Origin of the sequence: Streptosporangium sp. NPDC020145, from assembly GCF_040631275.1 — a bacterium.
GTDB lineage: Bacteria > Actinomycetota > Actinomycetes > Streptosporangiales > Streptosporangiaceae > Streptosporangium.
The window spans coordinates 312,989-336,492 of record NZ_JBEXZT010000005.1; the positions used below are offsets into that span (position 1 = coordinate 312,989).

General features: G+C 71.5%; 18 protein-coding genes. 10 read left to right on the top strand and 8 right to left on the bottom strand.

Annotation, left to right across the window (positions count from 1 at the left end):
* Window positions 1-35 precede the first annotated feature (35 nt).
* Window positions 36-872 carry a hypothetical protein gene (locus tag ABZ463_RS12395; RefSeq protein WP_352011545.1) on the top strand — a complete coding sequence of 279 codons (837 nt, stop codon included), beginning with the start codon at window positions 36-38 and terminating at the stop codon, window positions 870-872.
* Here ABZ463_RS12395 and ABZ463_RS12400 read toward each other — a convergent pair.
* On the bottom strand, window positions 859-2,835 hold the full coding sequence (locus tag ABZ463_RS12400) for a tetratricopeptide repeat protein (protein WP_362775706.1): 1,977 nt from the start codon (window positions 2,833-2,835) through the stop codon (window positions 859-861). The two genes, ABZ463_RS12395 and ABZ463_RS12400, sit on opposite strands and share 14 nt — an antisense overlap.
* A 252-nt stretch (window positions 2,836-3,087) precedes the next feature.
* A complete protein-coding gene (fxsA, locus tag ABZ463_RS12405) occupies window positions 3,088-3,252 on the bottom strand; it encodes an FxSxx-COOH cyclophane-containing RiPP peptide (protein WP_352011547.1) in 165 nt (54 codons plus the stop codon).
* 260 nt (window positions 3,253-3,512) lie between these two features.
* Between fxsA and fxsT the strand changes: the two genes are divergently transcribed.
* Window positions 3,513-6,050, top strand: a complete 2,538-nt coding sequence (fxsT, locus tag ABZ463_RS12410) for an FxSxx-COOH system tetratricopeptide repeat protein (RefSeq protein ID WP_352011548.1) — start codon at window positions 3,513-3,515, stop codon at window positions 6,048-6,050.
* Window position 6,051: 1 nt separating this feature from the next.
* On the opposite strand, the gene ABZ463_RS12415 is transcribed toward fxsT, so the two are convergent.
* Entirely contained in the window at window positions 6,052-7,398 is a 1,347-nt protein-coding gene (locus ABZ463_RS12415) for an HEXXH motif domain-containing protein (protein ID WP_362775709.1), read from the bottom strand.
* Window positions 7,395-8,624, bottom strand: a complete 1,230-nt coding sequence (locus ABZ463_RS12420; RefSeq protein WP_362775711.1) for an FxsB family cyclophane-forming radical SAM/SPASM peptide maturase — start codon at window positions 8,622-8,624, stop codon at window positions 7,395-7,397. The genes ABZ463_RS12415 and ABZ463_RS12420 overlap by 4 nt, the downstream gene beginning before the upstream one ends.
* Before the next feature lie 790 nt (window positions 8,625-9,414).
* On the opposite strand from ABZ463_RS12420, the gene ABZ463_RS12425 reads away from it, so the two are divergent.
* Window positions 9,415-10,302 (top strand): SIR2 family protein, encoded by an 888-nt coding sequence (locus ABZ463_RS12425; RefSeq protein ID WP_352011728.1) that lies wholly within the window; start codon window positions 9,415-9,417, stop codon window positions 10,300-10,302.
* A gap of 37 nt (window positions 10,303-10,339) precedes the next feature.
* On the opposite strand, the gene ABZ463_RS12430 is transcribed toward ABZ463_RS12425, so the two are convergent.
* From ABZ463_RS12430 to ABZ463_RS12445, 4 genes are all read right to left on the bottom strand, one after another.
* Complete coding sequence (locus ABZ463_RS12430; protein WP_362775713.1) at window positions 10,340-12,013, bottom strand: hypothetical protein; 1,674 nt, start codon at window positions 12,011-12,013, stop codon at window positions 10,340-10,342.
* Between the two features lie 64 nt (window positions 12,014-12,077).
* A complete protein-coding gene (locus ABZ463_RS12435) occupies window positions 12,078-13,028 on the bottom strand; it encodes a sugar kinase (protein WP_362775715.1) in 951 nt (316 codons plus the stop codon).
* A 7-nt stretch (window positions 13,029-13,035) separates the two neighbouring features.
* On the bottom strand, window positions 13,036-13,974 hold the full coding sequence (locus tag ABZ463_RS12440) for a pseudouridine-5'-phosphate glycosidase (protein ID WP_352011553.1): 939 nt from the start codon (window positions 13,972-13,974) through the stop codon (window positions 13,036-13,038).
* A 117-nt stretch (window positions 13,975-14,091) separates the two neighbouring features.
* Window positions 14,092-15,156 carry a putative sulfate exporter family transporter gene (locus tag ABZ463_RS12445; protein WP_362775717.1) on the bottom strand — a complete coding sequence of 355 codons (1,065 nt, stop codon included), beginning with the start codon at window positions 15,154-15,156 and terminating at the stop codon, window positions 14,092-14,094.
* 70 nt (window positions 15,157-15,226) lie between these two features.
* Here ABZ463_RS12445 and ABZ463_RS12450 point away from each other — a divergent pair, with 70 nt between their 5' ends.
* The 7 genes from ABZ463_RS12450 (at window position 15,227) to ABZ463_RS12480 (ending at window position 23,445) form a co-directional block, all read left to right on the top strand.
* Complete coding sequence (locus ABZ463_RS12450; protein ID WP_352011555.1) at window positions 15,227-16,123, top strand: LysR family transcriptional regulator; 897 nt, start codon at window positions 15,227-15,229, stop codon at window positions 16,121-16,123.
* 254 nt (window positions 16,124-16,377) lie between these two features.
* Window positions 16,378-17,595, top strand: a complete 1,218-nt coding sequence (locus ABZ463_RS12455; RefSeq protein ID WP_362775720.1) for a cytochrome P450 — start codon at window positions 16,378-16,380, stop codon at window positions 17,593-17,595.
* Window positions 17,592-17,804 carry a ferredoxin gene (locus ABZ463_RS12460; RefSeq protein WP_352011557.1) on the top strand — a complete coding sequence of 71 codons (213 nt, stop codon included), beginning with the start codon at window positions 17,592-17,594 and terminating at the stop codon, window positions 17,802-17,804. The genes ABZ463_RS12455 and ABZ463_RS12460 overlap by 4 nt, the downstream gene beginning before the upstream one ends.
* 43 nt (window positions 17,805-17,847) lie before the next feature.
* Window positions 17,848-18,558 carry a response regulator transcription factor gene (locus tag ABZ463_RS12465; protein WP_352011558.1) on the top strand — a complete coding sequence of 237 codons (711 nt, stop codon included), beginning with the start codon at window positions 17,848-17,850 and terminating at the stop codon, window positions 18,556-18,558.
* 3 nt (window positions 18,559-18,561) lie between these two features.
* Complete coding sequence (locus tag ABZ463_RS12470) at window positions 18,562-19,920, top strand: HAMP domain-containing sensor histidine kinase (RefSeq protein WP_352011559.1); 1,359 nt, start codon at window positions 18,562-18,564, stop codon at window positions 19,918-19,920.
* A 232-nt stretch (window positions 19,921-20,152) separates the two neighbouring features.
* Window positions 20,153-21,340 carry a glycosyltransferase gene (locus ABZ463_RS12475; RefSeq protein WP_362775902.1) on the top strand — a complete coding sequence of 396 codons (1,188 nt, stop codon included), beginning with the start codon at window positions 20,153-20,155 and terminating at the stop codon, window positions 21,338-21,340.
* Window positions 21,337-23,445, top strand: a complete 2,109-nt coding sequence (locus ABZ463_RS12480) for a glycosyltransferase family 39 protein (protein ID WP_362775723.1) — start codon at window positions 21,337-21,339, stop codon at window positions 23,443-23,445. Before ABZ463_RS12475 ends, ABZ463_RS12480 begins: the two co-directional genes overlap by 4 nt.
* Window positions 23,446-23,504 lie beyond the last annotated feature (59 nt).

Genomic DNA, 23,504 nt, shown 5'->3' on the forward strand with positions numbered 1-23,504 from the left:
CACGACCGGGGACGACCAAGGAGCCGGGGGGCGAAGTGGGATGGCTGCGGCGGGTCGCCGGCGACCTCAGGAAGCGGCGGAACATCGACGCCCACGCCCTGACCGTCGTCGCAGTCCTCTACGCCCTGGTTTCGCTCTTCAGCGACAGGCTGGACGACGACTTCAGATGGGCGGTGCTGCTGTCGGGGCTCGGCCTGCTGATCTACCGCTCGCTTCCCGATGAGACCCCCGAGATGGCCGAGGGTGTCCTGTACGACCGGTCGGTCTACGACACGGTCCCGGCGGCGTCGTTGTTCGCCGGGGTGCGCGACGTCCGGGTCTTCGCCCCCTCGGCCGTCAACCTGCTGTCGGCGCAGACCTGTGAGATCCTGCGCAACAGCGTGCTGCGGCGCGAGAACGGCAGGGTCAGGATCGTCATCCTCGACCCTCGCGAGGAGGCGTCGGTCAGACAGGCGTCAAGGCAGCTCGACGAGTCGGTCGAGTTCCCCGTCCAGCGGCTGCCCGCCGCGCTGGAGACCACGATGGAACGGCTGCGGCTGATGAGCCGCTGGAAGACCCCGGGCGCCTTCGACTACCGCCTGCTGTCCTACAGCCCCGGCTTCAGCCTTGTGCTCCTCGACCCGGACACCCCGGCGGGCCGGGTGATCGTGGAGATCCACGGCTTCCACAACCTCTCGACCTCCTCCCGCATGCACCTGGAACTGACCCGCGGGCGCGACGAGCGCTGGTACGGATACTGGGTCGAGCAGTTCGACCACATCTGGAACGCCGCCCGGCACGACGTCCCCCCGGTCCCCGTTCTCCCCGCCGACGCGGCGGAGGCCGGGGAGCGAACCCTGCAGAACCCGGCTCCGGGCGTCAGGCGGACCTGAGCAGGAGCTGTCCCGCCTGCCCGCGCAGGTGCGGCGGCAGCCCGGGATCGCCCGCCTCCAGCGCGCGGGCGGCCAGATCCGCCGAGACCCCCGTCCTGCCGAGCAGCGCGTTGACCCGTGCGGCCCGAAGCAACACCGGCCCGTTGCCCGGTTCCGCGCCCGTGGCGTCCAGGATCTCCTGCTCGGCGGCGTCGAGCCGCTGCGCCTGGGCGAGGGCCAGCGCCCTGGCCGCGACCGTGCCGGCCCGCTGGTGGTGCCGCACCCGGTTCAGGTCACGCAACGCCTCATCGGACCTGCCCAGATCGGCGAGGATCTCACCGCGCAACGCCAGCGCCTCGACCGGCGGCTCCCCGGCGAGGTTCACCGCTCCGTTGAGCATCGCGAGGGCGGCGAGCGGCTGCCCGAGCCACCACAGGGCCTGCCCCAGCGCCGACTGGACGAACATGTCGTTCGGGGCCCACGACAGGGCGGACTTGAGCACGTCGACGGCCTCGGAGTACTCACCCTGCGCCAGTCTGAGCCGCCCGTCGGCGGTCAGCGCCCGCGCCACCCCGTCGAAGCGCTGGAGCACCGCGAACGTCTCAGCGGCCTCCCTGAGGTGCGCGCGGGCGGTCTCCACCTCGCCCCGGGCGGCGGCGACCTCCCCCAGGATGGCCTTCACCTCGGCCCGCACCCACACCTCGTCGAACTCCGCGACACGAGCCGCCTCCTCGGCGAGCCTTCCCGCGCTCTCCCAGCTCTGCCTGGCCAGCAGCTCCCGTGCGTCCCTGAGGTAGGAGGCGGGGCGTTCCGGTCCGCGGACGGAGCTGATGAGACGATCGTGCTGCAGCTCGTACCAGCGGATTCCCAGCCGGTGCTCGGCCTTCAGGACATGACGGTCCTCCAGGGCCCTGGCGACGGCGTTGGGCATGCCCGCGGTCTCCTGAAGACCCTCGTAGACCGTGTTGCGGGTGCCGTGCTCGGTGACGAAGGCGTTGCGCAGCCAGTATCCGAGCTCCGCGGGGGGCACGTCGTGCTCGGCGGCGACGGCGTCGAGAGCCGTCCTGCAGAACCCGGTGAGGAACCGGTCGACGTTCACGTGCAGGTTCACGTGCTCGGAGGTGATCTCGCGCAGGGAGGGGGGCAGGGACTCCCACAGCGCCGAGCAGACGACCTGAAGCTGGACCGGCTCTATGGACTTCAGGGTCAGTATGGTCCGGTCCCCCTCGTCGTTGGCGATCACGGTCGTCTGGAGGTCGTTGACCAGCAGTTCGGCCGCGCCCCTGGCGAAGAACCGTCCCGTGCCCTCGATCGGCTTGGTCACGGCGTCCAGGGCCGCGGCGGGGGTGAAGGGCAGCAGGTGGAAACGCGCCCGCGACCCCCGGCCCAGCGGGCGTTCGTACGGAAGCACGGCGGCCAGGTGCTCCTCGCGCAGCGACAGCAGCAGGTGGAGTCCCGGATGCTCGTCCACGGCCTGGACCAGCTGGGCGAGCAGGGCGCCGCGGTCCTCCTCCCCGCGAAGCGAGCCGCCGAACAGCTCTTCGGCCTGGTCGACGGCCGCCAGAGTCGGCACGGGGTCACCGTACCGGTCGGTCCGCTCGGGGCGCCCGGCGAGGAACTCGGAGACCGTCAGCCCGGCGAGCACCGACAACGGTTCGTCCGGCGCCCACGCCGACAGCAGCGCCAGGACGTACGGGTTGGCCGTTCCCCTGGTGGAGAACCCGCGCGGGGAGACCCGGGCGATGGGCAGCACGTCCGCCCGCTCGGTCTCGATGCGGGACAGCACCCCGGCGTGCAGCAGGGAGGTCTTGCCGACCCCCGACGCTCCGAACAGCACGGTCAGCCCGGCGGCCTGCCAGATGGTCGCGACCTCACGGGTCTCCCGTTCGCGTGCGAAGAAACGCGCGTGGTCGGCCCGCAGATAGGGACGCAGCCCCACGTAGGGCTGGACGGGTTCACCTCTCACCTGCGCCGGGTCCGTCATGGCGCCCGTCCGTTCTTGTCTCCGCCGGGGCCGTTGGGGAGCTCCGGCGCGGTGGCCAGGAAGATCGAGCCGTACGGTCGTTCGGGATGGAGCGGCTTTTCGCACGATAAGGCGGAGGAGAAGGACGGGCCAGTCGCCGGGGGGATCGGTTCCGGTCTCCTTCGCCGGAGGGAGGGGCGATCGCCGTCGGCCGGGTTCGGAAAACCCGGCCCCACGGCCGCCGGGCGCGTTTCCCGGCCGGATGGAACGGCGTTATATGGCCGACTGGAAACCGGCGACCGGACCGGTTTCCTCGGTGTCGAGCAGGCGCCGCAAGGCCTGGCTGAGGCGAGAGTCGTCGACCCGGTCGAGGTCGGCGAGGTTCAAAGAGGTGACGTCAATCAGGCCGTTGCTGAAATCTGTGGCCTTTTCGCTCATCTGGACTCCTGGCGCTTGGAGGCGAGGCCGGCGTCCGTGCCGTTTTCCGCCCGCTCGGCTTACCCGGTCATCCTTCCATGTCCGGCCGGGGGCTCCTAACATCGGGGGACCGGCGACCCGCGCTCACCAAAGAAGTCGGGCGATTTGCTCCCTAAAACATATTTAGTGGCATTGAAACGGGAGTCTGGCCTCTTTGTATGGGTGCGCGCCGTGTTCGGAAGTCTAAACTCATCTCGGATCGGGCGAGTGGAGGCGGTCGCGTGTCCGTTGCACAATCGTCGGAGGGTTCCCGGACACCGGGACGCCAGCCCCAGGTCTGGGGCAAGGTGCCGCAGCAGAACAAGAACTTCACCGGCCGGGAGAGCCTGCTCGAAAGACTGCACGAGTCGGTCACGTCCGACGTCACCGCGGTCGTCCCCCACGCCCTGCACGGCTTCGGCGGAGTGGGCAAGACACACGTGGCCATCGAGTACGCCTGGCGCTTCCGCCACGAGTACGACGTGGTCTGGTGGATTCCGGCGGACCAACCCATACTGGTGCGCTCCTCACTGGCCGGTCTCGCGCCGCACCTCGGCCTGCCGTCCCTGACCACGACCGGGATCGAGGACGCGTTCACCGCCGTGCTCGACGCGCTGCGCAGGGGCAGGCCGTACTCCAAGTGGCTGCTCATCTTCGACAACGCCGAGCAGCCGGAGGAGATCAACGAGATCGTGCCCCGAGGGCCGGGGCACGTGCTGATCACCTCGCGCAACCACTCGTGGGGGAGCGTGGTCGAGACCCTGCCCGTCGACGTGTTCAGCAGGCAGGAGAGCGTCGAGTTCCTCGGCAAGCGGCTGCCGGGGAAGGTCGGCGCCGAGGAGACGGAGCGGCTGGCCGAGGAACTGGGAGATCTGCCGCTGGCCCTCGAACAGGCGGGGGCGTTGCAGGCGGAGACCGGGATGTCGGTCGAGGAGTACTTCCGGCTGCTGCGTGAGCAGACGACCCAGTTGCTCGACGCCAACAAACCCTCGGACTACCCGCTGTCCATGACGGCGGCGTGGTCGCTGTCGGTCTCGCAGCTCCAGGCGAAGCTGCCCGAGGCGGTCGAACTGCTGCGATGCTGCGCCTTCTTCGGTCCCGAGCCCATCCCCAGGGACGTGTTCAAGGGACTGCCCGAGGACCTCGCCTCCGACTCCAAGCTCGGCGCGCTCCTGGCCAACCCGATCCTGCTGAGCAAGGCGATCAGGGAACTCGGCCGCTACGCCCTGGCGCGCATCGACTCGGACGCGCGGACCATCCAGGTCCACCGGCTGGTCCAGGCGCTGCTGCGCGACGGCCTCGACCCCCGGGAGCACCCCGCCTACCGCGACGAGGCGCACCTGCTTCTGGCGGCGGCGGCGCCGGGTCTTCCCGACGACAACGCCCTGTGGCAGGGATACTCCCAGCTGCTGGGGCACGTGACGCCCGCGGACGTGGAGAGCAGCAGCAAGCCCGGCATCCGTGGGTTCGCCCTCGACATGGTGCGCTACCTGTACTCCTCGGGGAGCTACCAGTCGGCCAGCGACCTGGTCGGCCGTCTCATCGAGAGGTGGCGGGCAGACAGCGGTCCCGACGACCAGTACGTGCTCTCCGCGCAGCGGCACTTCGGCATCGTCCTGCGCGAGCTCGGTGACTACCGCGCCTCCTACGAGCTCAACCGCAGGACCCTGGACCGCATGCGGACGATCCTCGGCGAGCAGCACGAGGAGACTCTCCTGCTCACCAACAGCCACGGCGGCGACCTGCGGACCCGGGGAGACTTCGCCGCCGCGCTCAGGCACGATGAGGAGTCCTGGCGCCAGCACGAGATCGTCTTCGGTCCTCGCCACCGCCGGACCCTGCGGGCGATGAACAACCTCTCCATCGACTATCTCCTGCTGGGCAACTACGTCGAGGCGCGCAAACTCCAGGAGAACGCCTACAGATTGCAGAGCCTGGCCAACTCGGACGCCAGCACCTCCAACGTGCTGGCCTCCTGGAACGGCCTCGCCCGTGTCGTCAGGCTCAGCGGGAACTACTCGGAGGCCTGCGACCTCGGTCAGGACGCCTACGAGTTCGGCGTCCAGGAACTGGGCGGCGACCACCCCTGGACCCTGCGGACGGCCAAGGACCTGTCCATCGCCAAACGCAGGGCGGGGCTCACCGACGAGGCCCTGGAGATCGCCCAGCGGACCTTCGAGCGCGAGGAGCGCACCTTCGGCAGGGACCATCCCGACACCCTCGCGGCGGCGCTGTGCCTGGCCAACGCGCAGCGCGCGACGGGGGAGGTCACCGCGGCGCTCGAACTGCTGCGGGACACCGCAGACCGCTACCCCCGCATCTACGGCGGAGACCATCCCTTCAAGTACGGCTGCGACATGAACCTCGCGCTGCTGATACGCGTCAACGGGGACGTCGACGAGGCCGCGGAACTCGACCGCAGATCACTGGCGGGCTTCGACGTGAGACTCGGCAGGGAGCACCACTACTCGCTCACCTGCGCCATCAACCTGGCCAGCGACCTGGCCGCCCAGGGCGACACGCACACCGCCAGAGAGCTGGGCGGACGGACGCTGGAGCAGCTGCGGGCGCTGCTGGGCACCGACCATCCGCTGACCCTGGCCTGCGCCATCAACCTGATCGCGGACCTGCGCGCCGAGGGCGAGCAGGAATGGGCCGACATCCTGGCGGTCGACACCTTCGAGCGCTACCAGCGTGTGCTGACCAACGAGCATCCCGACGTGAAGGTGGCGATGCGCGGTGAGCGGCTCGACTTCGACTTCGACCCGCCCGCGCTGTGACTCACGTGCCCGCAGGAGGGGGCACGGGGGAGATGTCCGCCCGCCCGTTGTTCCTGAGCCAGCGCGCGCGGTGGCGGCTCGCGCGCTCCTCACCGATCGCCCGTGAGCCCGCGGGGACCGGTTCACCCGCCCAGCCGTCGAGCCGGCGCGCCATCTCGGTGACGAAGGTCCTGCCCGGGGCGGTCAGCCTTCCACTGTCGACGAGGGTCCGCGCCACCATGGAGGCGGCCTCACGCCACCGGGAGAACTCGGCGTCCGCGTGCACCCGGGCCTGGCCCGTCTCCAGGTGCCGCTGACGCCGCCAGAAGTCGGTCACCCCCAGATAGGCGTAGGCGCCCTGGAGAAGACCGGGAACCGGGCGGGGATCCTCACGCCAGGGGGCGTAGTAACGCGACCCGTCGTCGGGCATGGTCAGCGGGACGAGGTCGAGAAGGGCCGAGAGCTTGGCGTGCTGGGTCTCGTGCGCCAGGGTGACGGCCAGGGTCGAGGCGTCGGGCGGGGTCGACAGCGCGACGCAGCCGAAGGTCTCCCTGGAGGTCGAGCTCGACTGTCCCAGCGCCGGGGGCCGCAGAGGGGTCAGCACCGTTATGGCCGCGGCCACCTCATCCGCGGTGGTCCGATGGTGGCGGACCAGCAGGCCCCACGCCCTGTGCAGCGTCTCCTGCCAGCGCCTCGCCTCGGCCTGGGTGAGGCGCTCGCCCATGTTCGTGGTCTCCGGCATGCGGTAGGGGTCGATGTCGTCGATGACGACGTTGATCGGGGTGCCGTCCGTCTCCGCGGACAGCTCCCGCATCCCCCGCCAGCCGGGGGCGTCCTGCCGGGGGTCGGCGGGAATGCGGACGATCACCCCCTCTGCCGCGACCTCGGCGCACTCCGGATCGCACTGGACCGTCACGCAGGAGACGGTCGGCGACAGGACGGCCTGTCCCAGGGACGGCAGGGTGACCACCCCGTCGACCGCGGGGACGTCGATGTCACAGGTCGTGCCGGAGCGGATCGCGGCGACCGCGGCGAGCGCGGCGAGCCGGGCGGGGGCGGCCTCCGGATCCCCGGACTCAAGGGCCTTGATCGTACGCCGTGCCCAGGCGCCCACCGCCGGATGGCGGACGACGGCGTTGACGACGCCGGGGTGCGCGCGCTGGATCGTGGCCAGCAGGTCGTAGGCGCGGCGGGTGGCGGCGGCCTCGGGATGACCGCACGCCCGCGCGGCCTCCAGCACCCCGCGCACGAGGAGGACGTGCTTGCTGTGCTGGGCCGCGGCCAGGCACGTGACGGCCGCGGTCCCGCCGCCGCCCCGGGCGAGCTCGGCGAACATCTCCTCCGGAATCCGGTGTTCACGCAGGTTCATCGTGCTCCTTCGTCTCGCGCTCTCTCGGCTGCGGCTCCCACCCGGGCCGCCAGGTCCTTCTCCACGGTCTTCCTGACGTGCCCGACGAGGCGGAGCAGGTCCGGGCAGTAGACCGACGGGTTGGCGAAGCCGCTGCCCGCGCGGTAACGGTGCGCGTAGAGCCCGCCTCCGCACACCTCGCCCACCGGGCATTGACGGCATTCGGCGGCCAGCGCGAGGGCGCCGATCTGGCGGGCGGCGATCGCGGGCAGCGCGAGAGCGGCGTCGAAGGGGTCGCGGGTCACGTGCAGGCCCGTCTCGGGAGCGCCCTGGTAGGCCGACTTGAGCAGGTCGGACTGTTCGACGCCCCCGTCGGTCTCCACGACCACCATCGCGACCGGGGACAGCCCCACCTGCTCGCTCGCGGAGGAGCCGCCGAGAAGCAGGTGGATGATCTCGCCGAACAGCCGGACGTCCGTGCGCCGGCGCGGCGTACCGTACCAGTGGTCGAACACCCGGATCAGCCAGTCGGCGTACGGTGTTCCGGAGGCGCCCGCCTCCCGGCCGGGCGGGGGCGCCGACCAGTTGCCGTGCGGAAGCAGGAAGTCGACGGCGGGCGGATCGAAGGCGGCGAGGGCCTCGTAGGCGCCGACCGGGTCGTTTCTGAGGTCGACGGTGCACAGCAGGCCGCCGAAGAGATGCCGGAAGTCCGGCGAGGTCAGCAGCCCGAGGGCCGTCATGACCGCCGCGTGGCTGCCCTGGCCGTTGACGCGGCGGCGGCTGCGGTCGTGCATCGCCTCGTCGCCGTCGAGGCTCACCCCGACCCGGACCCCCAGCTCGTCGAAGAGCCTGAGGTAGCGAAGGTCGAGCAGGGTGGCATTGGACTGGAGGCTGACCTTCAGGCGGGTGCCGGGAGCCGTCTCCGAGCGGACGCGGGTCACGATCTCGCGGATCGGCTCCGTACCGGCGAGCAGTGGTTCGCCGCCGTGCAGGACGAGTTCGACGGCGTCGAGGTCGTGGGCGCGGACGTGCTCGCCGATTCTCGCCGCCGTGGCGGCGAGGATCTCGGCTGACATGACTTTGGGACGGTCACGCCAGCTTGAATCCGCCATTTCGTACACATAACAGTACTTGCACGCCAAATCACAACGGCTGTGAATCTTGACTACGAACTGGCGGAACGGAGTCGGCTGCCAGCCTCCGGCCGTCAGACCCTCGACATCCAGATTCGAAGGCCACTCGCGCACCGCTGATCAGCCTCCGCTTCGAGACCAGGTCGTGTGACGCCTCAGGGGGATTACAGCATAGGGGAAAGTGTCCGGGGTCATTGAGGAGAGGCGGGCCGAACGCCTGTGCGGAAATTCGCGGCGCTCCGATCGGGACGTGAGCCGCTGTTCGGGATGAAGTTCCCGGTGGGGGTGGAGTTGGCATCGGTAAGTATGTTGTACGGGTATACAGGATATTTCGTAAAATAGAGTGATTTCCGGGCGCCTGGGCCCGTTCTCGGGAAGTGGGCCCCGCGCGCCGCGAGGCCACGGAAGTGGATCCCTCTCCCCGTGGCGAGGCGTCCTCCTCCCCGAGGAAAGCGCCGCCGGCGCCGAAGGTTGATTTACGGGATGGGGTATTACAGAATCGCGTAAGCCACTAAAAGGTGCAGGCTCCCTTGAATAGCGTCGTGGTGTGCTTTTGGTTGACCGAAACCTGAATGTGAGGCGCGATGGGGCGTGAAGATCATATATTCACGGCGTCGAGAAGAGGCCGATCGCTCCCCAGGTCCCGCGTCTCGTTGACCGAACGCCGGGAAAAACTCGAAAACGCCGGGGCCGCGATACGGGGAAGAGGCCTGAGGTGAACGCCTCCCGCACCCCCGGACGTTCACGACGGTCGAGAGGACGGGCGCGGCCGCGTTCCGCCCCTGCCGTACGGCAAGGCGGCGCGCTCCACGGGCGGAGGGGTGCCCTACCGGCGCAAACGCGCCGCCGGGGAGCCGTTTCCGCTGGAATCCCGGTCTTCGAGGTGGTGCCCTAGGTGCACGACATGGGGGAGGCCGAGTGGGAACGCCTGCTCGACCAGTTGAAACACGGGGACTGCACACCGTTTCTCGGGTCGGGCGCCTGCGCCGGTGTCCTTCCCACGGGGACGGCGCTCAGCCGGAACATGGCACGCCGGTGGGATTATCCATTCGACAACGACTACGACCTTCCCCGGGTCGCGCAGTTCGCGGCCATGCGTTACGGCGACCCCGTGTACGTCAAACGGCTGGTCTGCCAGGAACTGGACGCCGGGGCGGTCCCCGATTTCCTCGATCCGCTGGAACCGCACAGCCTGCTGGCGAGTTTTCCGCTGCCGGTTTATCTGACGACCAACTACGACGACTTCATCTTCCGGTCGCTTGAGGCGGCGGGGAAAAGCCCCGACGTCGCGGTGTGCGCCTGGAACGACGGGCTCGCCTACGCCAAGGACCTCTTCGCCGGGGACGGGAGCGGCCCCCGTCCTGACAGGCCGCTCGTCTACCACCTGCACGGCAGGCTGGGGGACCCGGCCTCGATCGTGCTGGCCGAGGACGACTACCTGGAGTTCGTCGCCAACCTGGCGCTGGACAGCGCGGCCGACGGGCAGCGGATGCTGCCCACCTCGATCCTGGAGGCACTGACCAGGAGGCCCATCCTCTTCATGGGGTACAGCCTGCAGGACTGGACCTTCCGCTTCCTGTTCCACAGCCTGGTGAAGGCGGTGCCCGGCATCAACCGCCGCAGGCACGTGAGCGTGCAGCTCGCGCCGTCCCCCGCCGGCGCGAGGGCCGACATCCTGCAGATCCAGCGGGACGTGGCCCGTTACTACGAGGACTGGCGGATATCGATCTTCTGGGGGACGGCCAGGGATTTCTGCCGCGAGCTGCGACGGCGGATGGGGCCGGTCCCGTGAACCCGGTGGGCGGCGGCCGCCGCCCACCGTCCGCCCGTCAGGACGGCAGCTGGGCGTCCAGGCGGTAGCCGTCGACCGTGACGTACACCTGGTCCCCGGGGCGCGCGTTCAGGCGCATCAGCACCGGCTGCAGGGAGTCGAAGACGGGGTGGTCCCGCCACACCAGCACCACCGCGTTGTCGCCGGGACCGGTGACCGAGAGCAGGGTGCCCGGACGCATGCCGAGCTGGGTGGCGTACCCCTCGGGCACCGCGACCGGGGCGCCGCGCAGGTGCTCGCTGGTCACCTCTATCCGCTGCCAGCGGCTCGGGTCGGTGGCCGGGCTGGTCGGCGGGTGGAGCGGGGCGCGCTGGCTGGTGATGAGGTGGGGCCTGGTGTTGCCGGACAGGGCCGACAGCGTGGCCAGGGCGGCACGGGGGTCGATGGCGTTGGCGTTCACCTGCGGGATCGGCTGGCCGCCCCGGTGGTGGTGGTGCCCGTTGGCCCCGGGGGTACGGCGGGGCAGCTGCCTGTTGCCGGGCTCCGCGGCGGCGTCGGGGGCGGCCGAGCCGCGCTCCGCGCTGGCGGCCAGGGCGTCGAGCCAGGCCTGCGCGGAGTGGGTGCGGATGCCGAGCCGCTGCTCCATCAGCGAGACCGTCTCGGAGTCGGCCGGTTTGCCGCCCATGAGCTGCCGGGTGCGGTCCCGCAGGCCGCCCAGGTCGCCGACGACGAGCCAGCCGTCCTGGAGCCGCCGGTCGGGCATGAGGGTGACCAGCACCCGCCACAGCGGGGTGCGCAGTGTGGGCACCTCGATGGGGTGGGCCGGGTCGGCGCCGATGAGCTGCTCCTGGGTGGCGGCGGCGCCGAGCCACTCGGTGAGCCCGAACATGTGGCCGGTGAGCGGGGCCGACTCCGAGGAGCGCAGCCACAGCAGGATGCGTTCCTCGGCGGCGCGCTGGGCGACCGACAGCGCGCCGAGGTCGGCGTTGAGCTTGTGGGCGAGGGCACGCAGGCTGATCGGGTCGACGGCGAACAGGCGGTCGACGGCGACCGCGCGTTCGAGAGGGCCCCAGTCGCGGAACATGTTGTCCACCAGGCCGACCAGCGGGTAGTCGCTGAGCCTGACCTGCGGCTCGGGCGCGGGGGCCTGCTGGGGTACGGCGGGTGCCTGCGGCTCCTGCTGCTCGGCCTGCGCGGGTGCCCCTGCCGGTGCCCCGGCCGACGCCTCCGCGGGTGTCGCTGCGGGTGCCTCCGCGGTGGGCCGTTCCACCTGCGCGGACAACTCGGCGGCCGGGGGGACGGCGATCCCGGGGATCTGGCTGAGCACCTCACGGAAGACCGCGGTCATCACGGTCTCCGGGGTGGTGGGCAGGGAGGAGCCGCCCAGGTCTCCCGCGGTCAGGCGGCGCAGCCTCGACCAGCCGCCGAGGCCGGTGATCGCCGCGCGGGCGGGTTCCGGCCAGCCGGGCAGCGTGGGATCGACGGTGTGCACGTGCAGGGCCGGCAGGACGTCGCTCAGGGGAAGGTGGTCCCATCTGGACATCGAGAGCCGGGCCAGCCGGTCGCAGACCCAGTCGAGTCCGGCCGAGTTCAGGGCCTTGGGCAGGGTGACCGAGGACCACCATCCCGCGGGCAGGCGGGGATCGGCCAGGGCTTCGGCGACCTGCTGTGCTCTGCTCCAGCGCAGGGCCGGGACCAGATCGCTCAGGCAGATCGATGACTCGGCATCCATCGGCGGACCGCAACCTCCCCAAAGTGACACATGTGGCTAATGGTGCAGCCTACGCCGCAAGCTATCAATTAGCATGAGAGTGGGTAAAGCCGGTGGACGCCAAACCAGACGTGAGAATACGCGGCCGACCGCCGACCGCTGTCACGGCCTCGGCTCCGGCGCGGCGTCCCGCGTCCAGCGCGGCCTCGTCGTCGTCCCCTCTCAGGAGGGCGGTCAGCAGACCGGCGGCGAACGCGTCACCCGCTCCCGTCGAGTCAACCACTTCCGCGGTGAGTCCGGGAAGCCGTGCGGTCAACTTTCCTTTCCGCGCCAGCAACGCCCCCCCGGGGCCCAGCTTGACCGCCGCGGCGCCGTAGCGCAGGCTCAGCCGGCCCGCAGCGCTCTCCGGGTCGTCCGCGCCGGTCAGCAGCAGGGCCTCGTCCAGGTTCGGGATGACCAGCTGGGCGGCCGAGGTCTCCCTGATGAACCGCTCGGGGCCGAAGGAGCGCAGGAAACCGGTGGAGGCCGGGTCCACGCTGATCGACACGCCGTTCCGCACGGCCTGCTCCAGGGCGAGCCTGGACAGCTGCAGGCCCGGTTCGGCGAACAGGGTGTAGCCGGACAGGTGCAGGTGGCCGACCCCGTCGAGCAGGTCCTCCTCCCAGTCGTCGGCGCAGATGTGCCCGCCGGCGCCCCGGTTGGTGAGCATGGACCGCTCACCCGTCGGATCGACCATGGCGATGACCACGGCGGTCGGGCGCTCGGGATCGACGCGCAGGTGCGTCCTGACCCCGCCGCGGCGCAGTTCCGCGGCGTGCCACTCCCCGGTGTCGTACCCGACCCTGGTCAGGATCCGCGCGTCCGCGCCCAGATGGGCGGCCCAGGAGGCGGTGTTGGCCCCCGAGCCCCCCGGGCGCAGCACGATGTCGGCGGCGGTGTCCGTGCCGACGGCCAGTCCGGAGAGCGCCGGACCCTCGTGCAGCGCGACGACGTCGGTGACGACGTCACCTATGACGAGCAGACCCGATCCGGCCACGATCGCCTCAGTTTCCCCGGCTCCAGGCCACCGCGATCCGTCCCGCGAGGCGGACGTTGCCGCGCACCGCGGCCAGGTTCGCCTCAAGCGAGGCGCCGTCCGTCCCCTTGACCAGGTACTCCAGCAGGAACGGGGTGATGGCCTGGCCGGTCACCCCGCGCTGCCGCGCCTGCGCGAGCGCCTCGGCCAGGACCCGGTCGTGCAGGGCCGGGTCGAGCTGCTCGTCCACCGGGACCGGGTTGGCCACGATCAGCGCGGACTCGGGCCCGTCGAGCGCGTCCTGGGCCCGCATGATCTCCGCGGCCTGCTCGGGCGTCTCGATGCGCCAGTCGACGGGCCGGCCGGAGGTGTGCAGGTAGAAACCGGGGAACTCGCCGGTGCGGAAGCCCGCGACGCCGACGCCCCGGGTCTCCAGGCGCTGCAGGGTCGCAGGCACGTCCAGGATCGACTTCACGCCCGCGCAGACGACGGTGATCCGCGTACGGCTCAGCGTGTCAAGGTCGGCGGACTCGTCCTGGGTCTCGGTCCACTCACGGTGCACTCCGCCGAGCCCGCCGGTGGCGAAGACGCGGATGCCCGCCCTGGCGGCCAGGAAGGAGGTCGCCGAGACCGTCGTGGCGCCGCTTGAGCCGAGCGCGGCGGCGACCGCCAGGTCGCGGAAGCCGAGCTTGCGCAGGCCGGGCTCGGTGGCGATCCGTTCGAGGCCGTCCTTGTCCAGGCCGATCCGCGCCACGCCGTCGAGCACCGCGATCGTCGCGGGTACGGCCCCGGCCTCGCGGACGAGCCCCTCAAGTTCCCGCGCGACCTCCAGGTTGCGGGGCTGGGGCAGGCCGTGCGAGATGATCGTGGACTCCAGCGCCACGACCGGGGCGCCCTGCGCCAGTGCCTCGGCCACCTCGTCGGATGGGCGGAGCACGCTGTCGATGGGCTGCTCGGTGGTACGCATGAGCGGGTTCTGTCTCCTCGTCCTGCCTGGATGGCTGCTCAGTGGAACCGGGTAAAGAAGCTGCTTGTTCCAGAAAGAGCACGTTACGGGGGATATCGGATGGCGTCTACCGGGACATCAGCCGATGGCGAGGACGCCGATCAGTGAGATAGCGCCGATGACAGCGGTCGCCAGCCCGCCGAGGGCCAGGGAACGGCCACCGCGCGCCAGCGTCCTGAGATCCACCCCGGTCCCCAGCGCGAAGAGCGCCGCCGCCAGCGACAGCGCGGTCACCTGGGGGACGATCTCGACGACCCCGACGGGGACGACTCCCAGGCTCCTGACCGCGACCGCCGCCAGGAAACCCAGCACGAACAGCGGCACCAGCGGCGGGCGCCGTACCCCGCTCCGGTCACGGCTGCGGTCACAGGCCGGGCGGCGCAGGGTGAGGGAGGTGAAGGCGACGAGCGGGGCGAGCAGCGCGACCCTGGCCAGCTTGACCATGACAGCGCAGGCGAGCACCCCGCCCCCGGCGGTCGCGCCTATGGCCGCGACCTGGGCGACCTCGTGCACCGAGGCGCCCGCCCACAGGCCGAGCCCGTACGGCGAGAGCCCGGCGAGCCGCGCGACCACGGGCAGGACGACGAGGGCGGCGCTGCCGTACAGGACGACGACGCCGACCGCGCCTGCCACGTCGTCGTCGTCTCCGTCGGCCACCTCATGCATGGCGGCGACCGCCGCGGCGCCGCAGACCGAGACGCCGGTGGCGATGAGCAGCGACCTGCGCGGGCTCATCCCCATTCGCGGGCCGATCCACCGGGTGAGGGCGAACGTGCAGACCGTCGAGACGGCGACCAGCGCCAGGGGCCGCCAGCCGAGCGCCAGCACCTCGGGCAGCGCGACCTGCAGTCCGAGCACCACGATCGCCAGGCGGAGCAGCCTGCGGGAGGCGAAGCGCAGGCCCGCGCCGAACACGGCGGGCGGTGTGGTGAGGCTGCCCAGCGCGACCCCGAGCACCACCGCGACCACGGCCGGGCTCACCCCGGGCAGCGCGCGGCCCGCCCACTGGGCGACGGCCACGGCGCACGCCGTCAGGGCCAGGCCGGGCAGGAGACGCAGGACCGCCACGACCTGGGGCGGGCCCGCGAGGAGTCCGGCAGGGGGCCGGTGGCGAGGGGAGGCGGAGAGCGGGAAGAGGGACATGTTCCGAGTCTCAAACCGGACAGGGGTGGCCGGTAGCCGCGCTCTACCTGGAAGGTCATAGCCTAGGGCTATGAGTGACCTGCCCGACCTGGAGTCCCTGCGGCTGCTCGTCGACGTCGAACGCCTGGGAAGTCTCGGCCAGGCGGCGAGGGCGGTGGGCATCGCCCAGCCGTCGGCGAGCAAGCGGATCATGCTGCTTGAGCGCCGCCTCGGGCTGCCCCTGCTCGAACGCACCCCGCGCGGCTCGACCCTCACCCCGCAGGGCGTGATGATCGCGGCCTGGGCGTCGCAGGTGCTGGCCGCCGCGGAGGAGCTCATGCGCGGCGCGCGGGCCGTACGGCACGGCAGGGAGGCCCACCTGCACATCGCGGCGAGCATGACCGTGGCCGAGTACCTCCTGCCGCGCTGGCTCGGGGAGTTGCAGACCCGCGAGCCCCAGGTGCAGGTCGGGCTGGACGTGCAGAACTCGGCGGAGGTCGCCAGGCTGGTCGGCGCGGGCATCGAGCTGGGCTTCGTCGAGGGTCCCTCGGTCCCGCAGGGACTGGCCTCCAGGGTGGTCGCGGCCGACCGGCTCGTCGTCGTGGTCGCGCCCGGCCATCCGTGGGCGCGCCGCCGTACGGCGCTGCTGGCGGCCGAGCTCGCGGCGACGCCGCTGGTCGTCCGCGAGCGGGGCTCGGGGACCAGGGAGACCCTGGACCGCGCGCTGGCCGGGCACGAGGTGGCCGCGCCCCGGCTCGAACTCGGCTCCAACGCCGCGGTCAAGGGGGCGGCCGGTGAGGGGGCCGCCCCGGCGGTGCTCAGCGGCTACGCCGTCGAGGGCGAGCTGGCCACCGGACGCCTGATCGAGGTCGTGACGAAGGGCATCGACCTCGAACGCCGGTTGCGCGCGATCTGGCGGCGGGGCCGTACGCCGACGGGACCGGCGGCGACGCTGCTGAGGATCAGCCTGGCGACCGCACGGGAGTGAGGCGTTCCCTTCGCCGTGCGGCTCCGGGAAGGGTGCCCGGCCCTGGTATGGGCGCCGGAGCGCCGCGGGCGAGTCGGCCGCCCCACTCGGCGAACAAAACCATCTACCTGCTGAATTAGCCCTCTTATATAGATTCGCCGGACATTTATTGCCATTATGCACTTTCTGGTTTATGTCATACCTTGACGGCTATTGCCCTCGTCCCTACTTTCATGTGGTAAGTGGAGTGGCTCGGTCCGTGAGGAGTAAGCCTTATGACCCAGAGTTTCCCCGTTCCCCGTACCTGTCCGTACGCGCCGCCGCCCGAGTACGCGCGTCTCCGGGAGGAGGGTTCGCTGGTCAGGGCGGAACTTCCCGGCGGCCAGGTCTGGCTTGTGACCCGGCACAGCGAGGCGCAGCAGGTTCTCATCGACCCCCGAATCAGCACTAATCCAACCAATCCGGGACATCCGATGGCCGCCCTGGTGATCGAATCCCCTTCCGAGGAGGAACTGCGCTTTCGGGAAAAGTATCAGCAGGGACATTTCGGTGATATGGATCCGCCCGGGCACACTCTCTACCGGCGGCTGCTGATCCCCGAGTTCACCGTCCGGCAGGTCAAGGAGATGCGCCCCGGCATTCAGGAGGACGTCGACCGGCTCATCGACGACATGCTCAAGCAGGGCTCCTCCGCCGACCTCGTCGAGGCGTTCGCGCTGGCCGTGCCGTCGCTGACGATCTGCAGGATGCTCGGGCTGCCCGAGGCGGGCGGCGACTTCTTCCGCGACCGGATGAACACGATGATCGCCGTCGGCAGCAGCTCGACGCAGGAGGCCGTCACGGCGGCCGCGGAGGTCTGGGAGTATCTCGACGTCCTGGTCACCAAGGCCGAGCGGGAGCCGGGCGACAACCTCGTCGGGCGGCTCGTGACGGCCGCCGCGCAGAGCGAGGAGATCTCCCACGACGCCCTGGTCGGCATGACGATCCAGCTGCTCGTGGCGGGGCACGAGACCACGGCCAACATGATCTCGCTCGGCGTTCTGACGCTGCTGCGCAACCCCGGTCATCTCGCCGCGCTGCGCGACGACCCGGCGGGCTGGCCGACGGCGGTGGAGGAACTGCTGCGCTATCTCTCGATCGTGGACTGGGTGGGCTTCGACCGGGTCGCGACCGAGGACGTGGAGATCGGCGGCCAGGTCGTCAGGGCGGGTGAGGGCCTGTTCGTCCTGGGCGCCTCGGCCAACCGGGACGCCCGCGTCTTCGACCGGCCCGACGACCTGGACCTCCGGCGCGGCGCGCGCAACCACATGGCGTTCGGGTACGGCGTGCACCAGTGCCTCGGGCAGAACCTCGTCCGCGCCGAGCTGGAGATCGCCTACCGCACCCTCTTCGAACGGATTCCCGGCCTGCGCGTGGTGGGCGCCGACGACGACCTGCCGTTCAAGTACGCCGGTGCGATCTTCGGCGTCCGTGAGCTGCCGGTGGCGTGGTGAACGCGAGGATCGTCGTCGACAGGGAGCGCTGCGTCGGCGCGGGGCAGTGCGTGCTCGCCGCGCCGGAGGTCTTCGACTCCGGTGACGACGGTCTGGTCAGGGTGGTGGGCGACACCGAGACCGAGACCGGTACCGCCGTCGCCGACGGCATCCGTCACGCGGTACGGCTCTGCCCGGCCAGGGCGCTCAGCCTGCGTGAGGACGGCTGAGGTCCTCATCCGTCTCTCATGAGAGCGGTCTACCGTTGGGGGCATGGGCGACGGTGAGACGGCGCGGGTGCTGGTCGTTGACGACGAGCCCGCGCTGAGGGAGGCGCTGCAGAGCAGCCTGGAGTTCGAGGGTTACCGGGTCGGCCTGGCCCAGGACGGTCAGGCCGCACTCGACGTCCTGCGGCGGGAGCCGTACGAGCTGGTCCTGCTCGACGTGATGATGCCGAGACTGGACGGGCTGACCGCCTGCCGCAGGCTCAGGGCGGCGGGCAACCACGTGCCGGTGCTCATGCTCACCGCCCGCGACGCCGTCGGGGACCGGGTCTCCGGGCTGGACGCGGGGGCCGACGACTACCTGGTCAAGCCGTTCGAACTGGACGAGCTGCTGGCCAGGGTCAGGGCGCTGCTGCGACGCGGGGCGCTGGCCGCCTCCGCCGCGCACGACGACGGCGACGCCGTGCTCGGCTACGGCGACCTGCGGATGGACACCGCCAGCCGGGAGGTGTCCAGGGCGGGCGAAGCGCTCGAACTGACCAGGACCGAGTACCTCCTGCTCGAACTGTTCATGCTCCACCCCCGCCAGGTGCTCACCCGTGACCAGATCCTCAGCCAGGTCTGGGGCTTCGACTTCGAACCCTCCTCCAACTCCCTCGACGTCTACGTCATGTACCTGCGCCGCAAGACCGAGAGCTCCGGGCTGCCCCGCGTGATCCACACCGTCCGCGGCGTCGGCTACGTGCTGCGGGCCTCCTGAGCCGTGAGAGGGAAACGCCGCTCCCTGCGCTCCAGGCTCACCCTGCTGGTCGCGACGGCGGTCGCGGTCGCGATCGCGGTGTGCGCGGCCGTCTGCTGGTTCATCGTCAGGTCCGAGCTGCTCGACCAGATGGAACGCTCCCTGAACGCGCCCAAGGGCCCCCAGGGCAACGAGTGGATCGAACGCAGCTGCGCGAGCCCCCCTCCCGAGCACCAGCCGCCCTTCCCCCGCTTCCAGCTCCTGCAGGCGATCGACACCGGCGGCGTCAGGTGCGTCATCGGCTACACCGGGGTCCGGCTCGTGCCGGGCGACCAGGCCGTGGCGAAGGCGCCGGAGGGGACGCAGCACTTCCGCGACGGCGTGACGGACGAGGGCGCCCCGGTCCTGGTGCTCGTCAGGAGCGTCGGCTCGGGGCTGGCGGTGATGGAGTCCCGGCCGCTGGCGGAGTTCCAGTCGACCCTCACCACGCTCGCCTGGATACTGGCCGGGGTCGCCGCGCTCGGCGTGGTCGGCGCGGCCTCGGCCGGTCTGTTCGTCTCCCGTACGGCGCTGCGCCCGGTCGGCCGCCTCGCGGAGGCCGTCGAACACGTCGCCAGGACCGAGGACCTGCAGACCCGCCTCCCGGTCGAGGGAACCGACGAGATCGCCCGCCTCGGCGCCTCCTTCAACGCGATGACCACCGCCCTGGCCGCCTCCCGCGAGCGCCAGCGCAGGCTGGTCGCCGACGCCGGGCACGAGCTGCGCACGCCGCTCACCAGCCTGCGCACCAACATCGACCTGCTGCTGCGCAGCGAGAACACCGGCCGCCCGCTCGGGGCCGCCCCGAAACGCAGGCTGCTGGCCGGTCTCAAGGCCCAGTTCGAGGAGATGTCCACGCTGGTCGGAGACCTGTTGCAGCTGTCGCGCTCGGAGAGCGAGCACGAACCGCACGTCGAGGTCGCCTTCCACGAGGTGGTCGAGACCGCCGTGCGCAGGGCCAGGCTGCGGGCCCAGGAGAGCCCGATCCGGGTCGAGCTCGAACCGTGGTACGTGCGGGGGGAGCGGGCCGCCCTGGAACGCGCCGTGGTCAACCTGCTCGACAACGCGGTGAAGTTCTCCGAGGGCCCGGTCCTGGTACGGCTCGCGGCGGGGGAGCTGTCCGTCAGGGACCACGGCCCCGGCATAGCGGGGGAGGACCTGCCCTACGTCTTCGACCGGTTCTGGCGCTCCTCGTCGGCCAGGAGCATGCCGGGCTCCGGGCTGGGACTGGCCATCGTGGCGCAGGCCGTACGGGACGCCGGGGGAGAGGTCGTCCTGGAGAACGCGGAGGACGGCGGTGTCCTGGCCAGGGTACGGCTTCCCGGCTCCCCGGGATCGGCCTGACCCGGGCATTCGACCCACCACTTGTCCCGAAATTTCCTGAAAAGTCCCGAGAAAGGGGCCTGGTTCGCGGGGACGGCTTCCCGGTTGTCTCGGGGTGTTCCGCCTCGCCCGTGGGTCCGCCGGTTTTCTCACCGGTCGTTAACGATCGGCTCAGGATCGCCCAAGGTCCCCCGATGAGCCTGGGGGACATGAGAGATCCGAGTCGTCACCCATGGGAGGCAGCGTGAAGCAGATGTCCGCGCCCGTGCGCACCCGGCTGGTCGAGATCGTCGTCCCCGTGCACAACGAACAGCGGGTGCTCGCCGAGAGCGTGCGCCGCCTGCACGACTACCTGTCGGGAAACCTCCCCTACGGCTTCCGCGTCACGATCGCGGACAACGCCAGCACCGACGCCACCTGGGAGATCGCCGTCGGCCTGGGCCGGGAGCTGCCCCACGTGCACGCCGTGCACCTGGACGCCAAGGGACGCGGGCGGGCGCTGCGCAGGGTGTGGTCGGCCAGTGACGCCGACGTGGTCGCGTACATGGACGTCGACCTCTCGACCGGCCTGGACGCCTTCCCGCCACTGGTCGCCCCGCTGCTGTCCGGGCACAGCGACCTGGCCATCGGAACCCGGCTGTCCCGGGGCGCCAACGTCGTCAGGGGTCCCAAGCGGGAGATCATCTCGCGGACCTACAACCTGCTGCTGCGCTCGGCCATGGGAGCCCGCTTCTCCGACGCCCAGTGCGGCTTCAAGGCCGCCCGCACCGAGGTCGTCCAGGCGTTGCTGCCCGCCGTCGAGGACGAGGAGTGGTTCTTCGACACCGAGTTGCTCCTGCTGGCCGAACGGCACGGCCTGCGCATCCACGAGGTGCCCGTCGACTGGACCGACGACCCCGACAGCCGGGTGGACATCCTCAGGACCGTCCTGGACGACCTCAGGGGGATGGCCAGGGTCACCCGCAAGACCCTGTCCGGCGCGGCCAGGATCCCGGTGCCGCCGAGGGTCCAGCGGGCCCGGCTGCCCACCGGCATGGCCGGGCAGCTGCCCAGCTTCGCGGTGATCGGCGCGGTCAGCACCCTGGCCCACCTCGGGCTGTTCGTCCTGCTGCGGCTGGTGACGCCCGCGGTCGCGGCCAACGCCGTCGCCCTGCTCGTCACCGCCGTGGCCAACACCGCGGCCAACCGCCGCTTCACCTTCGGCGTCACCGGCCGCGCCGGCGCGCTGCGCCACCAGTTCGAGGGCGGCCTCGCCTTCCTGGCCGGTCTGCTGCTGAGCACCGGCGGCCTGGCCCTGCTGCACCGCCTGGCACCGGGCGCCCCGGCCGCGGCGGAGATCACCGCCGTCGTCGTGGCCAACGCCCTGGCCACCCTGATCCGTTTCCTGCTGCTGCGCACCTGGGTCTTCAACCCGCGCCGCACGAGGAGGCCGGGCCGATGACCACCACGGGGAACGACTCACCCGTCATCGACGACCCCGTCACGCAGCCCCCGGCCAGGGTCGGAAGGCCGCGCCGGATCCTCCTCGGCGCCCCCGGCGACCCCCGGTGGGCGCGTCCCGCCCTGTGGGCGGTCCTGGCGCTGGCCGCCGTACTGCACCTGTGGGCTCTCGGCCGCAACGGCTACGCCAACTCCTACTACTCGGCGGCCGTGCTGTCCGGCACCCGCAGCTGGAAGGCCTTCTTCTTCGGGGCACTGGACGCCGGGTCGTTCATCACCGTGGACAAGCCGCCCCTGGCGCTGTGGGTGATGGGGATCTCCGCGCGGGTCCTCGGGTTCGGGACCTGGAGTCTGCTGCTGCCCCAGGCCGTCGCGGGCGTGGCCGCCGTCGGCGTGACGCACTCGGCCGTACGGCGCGCCCTGCCCGGTACGGCGGGTCACGCGGCCGCGCTGATCGCGGCGCTGGTGATGACGCTGACCCCGATCACCGTGGCGATCAACCGGGACAACAACCCCGACACCGTCCTGGTGCTGCTGCTGGTGCTGGCGGCCTGGTGCTGCCAGGAGGCGATCCGCACCGGCCGTACCCGCACCCTCGTCCTGTCGGCCGTCCTCGTCGGCCTGGCCTTCAACACCAAGATGCTCCAGGCCTACCTGGTGCTGCCCGCCTTCACCCTCGTCCACCTCGCCACGGCCCCCGGAACGGTGCCGCGCCGCCTCGGCCGCCTGCTCGCCGCGGGCGCCGCGCTGGTGGTCTCCAGCGCCTGGTGGATGGTGGTCGTGGACCTGTGGCCCGCCGAAGATCGTCCCTACATCGGCGGCAGCACGGACAACTCCGTCCGGGACCTGGTCGTCGGCTACAACGGCCTCGGCCGGATCCTCGGGCAGGACTTCGCCGGGGGCGGTCCGGGGGAGGGCGGCCCCGGGGGCGGTGGCTTCGGGGGAGCGGGCTTCGGCGGCGCGTCCGGGGCGGGACGGCTGTTCAACGACGTCATGGCCGGGCAGATCTCCTGGCTGCTGCCCTTCGCCGCCGTCGCCCTGGCCGCCGGGCTGGTGCTCACCGCCCGTGCCCGCCTGCGCCCCGCCCGGGTGGCGCTGCTGCTGTGGGGCGGCTGGCTCGCGGTCCACTACACGGTGTTCAGCTTCTCCAGCGGCACCTTCCACCCGTACTACTCCACCGCCATGGCTCCGGCGGTCGCGGCGCTGACCGGGCTGGGCGGGGTGCTGTCGTGGCACGCGGGCCGGACCCGGCGCTCCTGGGCCTGGGTGCTGCCCGCCGCCCTGACCGTCACCGGGGCGTGGGCGTTCACGGTGCTGCGCCGTACACCGGACTTCGTGCCCTGGCTGGCCTGGGCGGTCGCCGGGGTGACGGCGGTCGCGGTGGCGGCCACGGCGCTGTCCGGAGCGCTGTCCGGAACGTCGTCCGGGCTGAGGCCGGGATCCCCGCGGGGCCGCGCCCGGCTCCTGGCGGCGGCCGGCGTGGTCGCGGCGCTGTTCGCCGGGCTGGCGGGTCCCGCGGCGTACGCGCTGACCCCGCTCGGCTCCGCGGTCAACGGCACCAACCCCACCGCGGGGCCGCAGACCGGCGGGTTCGGCGGGATGCGAGGTGGCTTTCCGGGAGGGTTCCCCGGCGACCGCCGGGGAGACCGTCCGGAGGGCCTCCCCGAGGGGTTGCCCAAGGATCCTCCCGAGGGTTCTCCCGAGGGCCTTCCCGGTGGTTTCCCCGGCGGGCCGGGAGGCGGCATGAGCGAGAAGACGATCGCCTACCTGAGGAAGAACATGGGCGGCGCGACCTGGCTGGTCGCGGTGAGCAGCGCGCAGGGCGCCTCCTCGGCCATCCTGTCCACCGGCCTGCCGGTCATCGCCATGGGCGGCTTCGTCGGAGGCGACCCCGCCATGACGGTCGAGCGGCTCACGGCGCTGGTCGCCTCGGGGGAACTGCACTACGTCATCCCCGGCGGCGGCCGGGGCGGTCCCGACTCGGGAGGCTCCCAGGTCACCGCGTGGGTGAGCGCCAACTGCGCCGTCGTGGCCCCCGCTGAGTACGGCGCCGAGTACGGCGGAGACACCCAGGACGGCCGGTCGCTCTACCGCTGCGGAGACTGACGACCGGGGCCGGGGCCCCTTGACTGGGCGGCCAGTCAAGTAGTACGGGGCCCCGGTGC

Excerpts from the sequence above, each read along its gene's own strand:
- ABZ463_RS12400 (WP_362775706.1), bottom strand. The coding sequence starts at position 2,835 with ATGACGGACCCGGCGCAGGTGAGAGGTGAACCCGTCCAGCCCTACGTG.
- fxsA (WP_352011547.1), bottom strand. The coding sequence starts at position 3,252 with ATGAGCGAAAAGGCCACAGATTTCAGCAACGGCCTGATTGACGTCACC.
- ABZ463_RS12415 (WP_362775709.1), bottom strand. The coding sequence starts at position 7,398 with ATGAACCTGCGTGAACACCGGATTCCGGAGGAGATGTTCGCCGAGCTC.
- ABZ463_RS12425 (WP_352011728.1), top strand. The coding sequence starts at position 9,415 with ATGGGGGAGGCCGAGTGGGAACGCCTGCTCGACCAGTTGAAACACGGG.
- ABZ463_RS12430 (WP_362775713.1), bottom strand. The coding sequence starts at position 12,013 with ATGGATGCCGAGTCATCGATCTGCCTGAGCGATCTGGTCCCGGCCCTG.
- ABZ463_RS12440 (WP_352011553.1), bottom strand. The coding sequence starts at position 13,974 with ATGCGTACCACCGAGCAGCCCATCGACAGCGTGCTCCGCCCATCCGAC.
- ABZ463_RS12445 (WP_362775717.1), bottom strand. The coding sequence starts at position 15,156 with ATGTCCCTCTTCCCGCTCTCCGCCTCCCCTCGCCACCGGCCCCCTGCC.
- ABZ463_RS12450 (WP_352011555.1), top strand. The coding sequence starts at position 15,227 with ATGAGTGACCTGCCCGACCTGGAGTCCCTGCGGCTGCTCGTCGACGTC.
- ABZ463_RS12455 (WP_362775720.1), top strand. The coding sequence starts at position 16,378 with ATGACCCAGAGTTTCCCCGTTCCCCGTACCTGTCCGTACGCGCCGCCG.
- ABZ463_RS12465 (WP_352011558.1), top strand. The coding sequence starts at position 17,848 with ATGGGCGACGGTGAGACGGCGCGGGTGCTGGTCGTTGACGACGAGCCC.
- ABZ463_RS12475 (WP_362775902.1), top strand. The coding sequence starts at position 20,153 with ATGTCCGCGCCCGTGCGCACCCGGCTGGTCGAGATCGTCGTCCCCGTG.
- ABZ463_RS12480 (WP_362775723.1), top strand. The coding sequence starts at position 21,337 with ATGACCACCACGGGGAACGACTCACCCGTCATCGACGACCCCGTCACG.